Origin of the sequence: Methylibium sp., assembly GCF_013817365.1 — a bacterium.
Taxonomy (GTDB): domain Bacteria; phylum Pseudomonadota; class Gammaproteobacteria; order Burkholderiales; family Burkholderiaceae_C; genus Methylibium.
In genome coordinates this window covers 1-2,213 of the sequence record NZ_JACDCU010000562.1, presented here as the reverse complement: position 1 = coordinate 2,213, position 2,213 = coordinate 1, and the positions used below count along the sequence as shown (strand labels likewise).

Annotated in this window: 1 protein-coding gene and 1 pseudogene; both read right to left on the bottom strand. The window is 63.4% G+C overall.

Features of this window, described 5'->3' with window-relative positions:
- A pseudogene (gene rpoB, locus H0W38_RS21305) lies at positions 1-1,798 on the bottom strand (DNA-directed RNA polymerase subunit beta); the annotation flags it as partial.
- 294 nt (positions 1,799-2,092) lie between these two features.
- Positions 2,093-2,213: ribosomal protein L7/L12 (locus tag H0W38_RS21300; RefSeq protein WP_292457975.1), on the bottom strand; the 121-nt coding region annotated here is incomplete at its 5' end.

Below are 2,213 nucleotides of genomic sequence, written 5' to 3'. Positions count from 1 at the left end.
CGAGGAAGCCGTACTCGTTGAGCTGCGCATACAGCGCCAGCGAGTTGATCAGGCCGATGTTCGGGCCTTCCGGCGTTTCGATCGGACACACGCGGCCGTAGTGCGTCGGGTGCACGTCGCGCACCTCAAAGCCGGCACGCTCGCGGGTCAGACCGCCCGGGCCCAGGGCCGAGACGCGCCGCTTGTGCGTGATCTCGGAAAGCGGGTTGGTCTGGTCCATGAACTGGCTCAGCTGCGACGCGCCGAAGAACTCCTTGAGCGCCGCGGAGATCGGCTTGGAGTTGATCAGGTCGTGCGGCATGAGCGCTTCGGTCTCGGCCTGGCCGAGACGCTCCTTCACCGCCTTCTCGATGCGGGCGAGGCCCGAGCGGTACTGGTTTTCTGCCAGCTCGCCCACGCAGCGCACGCGGCGGTTGCCGAGGTGGTCGATGTCATCGACCTCGCCGCGGCCGTTGCGCAGCTCGACCAGGATCTTGACCACGTCGAGGATGTCGTCGTTGGCCAGCACCATGCGGCCTTCGGCCGTGTCCCGCCCGACGCGGGCGTTGAACTTCATGCGGCCGACGCGCGAGAGGTCGTAGGTGTCCTCGTTGTAGAAGAGACGGTTGAACAGGGCCTGCACCGCGTCTTCCGTCGGCGGCTCGCCGGGGCGCATCATGCGGTAGATGGCCACGCGCGCGGCCAACTCGTCGGCGGTCTCGTCGGCGGTGAGCGTCTGCGAGATGTAGCCGCCCATGTCCAGTTCGTTCGTGTAGAGGCACTGGATCTCTTTGAGGCCGGCGACGCGCAGCTTCTTGAGCAGCGCTTCCGTCAGCTCGTCATTAGCCTTGGCGACGATCTCGCCTGTTTCCGCATCGACCATGTCCTTGGCCAGCACGCGGCCGACGAGGAAATCTTCCGGCACCGAAACGAAGCTCGTGCCGGATTGCTCCAACGTGCGCGTGTGGCGCGCGGTGATGCGCTTGTCCTTCTCGATGACGACGACGCCGGCCTTGTCGGTGATGTCGAAGCGGGCGATCTCGCCGCGCAGGCGATCGGCCACGAACTCCATCTGCGCGCCGACGTCCATCAGGCGGAAGTTGTCGAACACGAAGAAGTTGGCGAGGATCTGCTCGGGAGACAGGCCGATGGCCTTGAGCAGGATCGTCACCGGCATCTTGCGGCGGCGATCGACGCGGAAATAAAGGATGTCCTTCGGGTCGAACTCGAAGTCCAGCCAGGAGCCGCGGTAGGGGATGATCCGCGCGCTGAACAGCAGCTTGCCGCTCGAGTGCGTCTTGCCCTTGTCGTGCTCGAAGAACACGCCCGGCGACCGGTGCAACTGCGAGACGATGACGCGCTCGGTGCCGTTGACGATGAAGGAGCCGTAGTCGGTCATGAGCGGCACTTCGCCCATGTAGACCTCCTGCTCCTTGATCTCCTTGACCACCTTCGACTGACTGGTCGAGGTTTCGCGGTCATAGATGATCATCTGCAGCTTGGCCCGCACGGCCGACGCGTAGGTCAGGCCGCGCTGCTGGCACTCGCGCGTGTCGAACGCGGGCCGAGCCATGTTGAATTCGATGAACTTCATCTCCACGAACCCGTTGTGCGAGACGATCGGGAAGGCGGAGACGAAGGCGGCCTGCAAGCCCTCCGTTTTCCGCTTTTGTGGCGGCACGTCTTTCTGCAGAAAGGCAACGTAAGAATCCTTCTGCATCGTCAGCAGATAAGGCACGCCCAAGACGTTCTCGCGCTTTCCGAAACTCTTTCGGATGCGCTTGCGCTCGGTATAGCTGTAGGGGGTTGCTTGCGCCATAAACACTCCGTGTCGAAGACGGCGGCCCGCCTGGGGCACACTGTCCATCGGTGACTGGCGATTCAGACCTTGCGTCTGATGCTTGGTGGCTGGCCACTACCAGCCGCTGGCGGACAACCGGGGCATTGCACCCCAGTCCGACCAAACCGGTTCTCTGCAGTCGGTTCAGAGAACACTTGAAAAGCCCTCGATTATCGAGTAAGAGCTTTTCAGGTGCTCTCCGAGGGCTATATGGCCCCCGAAGCGACGAAGGCTGGAAGCCGAACCCGGCTTCCAGCCCCTTTTCAAAACCGCTTACTTGAGTTCGGCCTTGGCGCCGGCGTCCTCGAGTTTCTTCTTGGCGGCTTCGGCGTCGGCCTTGGCGATGCCTTCCTTGACGGCCTTCGGTGCGCCGTCGACCAGGTCCTTGGCTTCC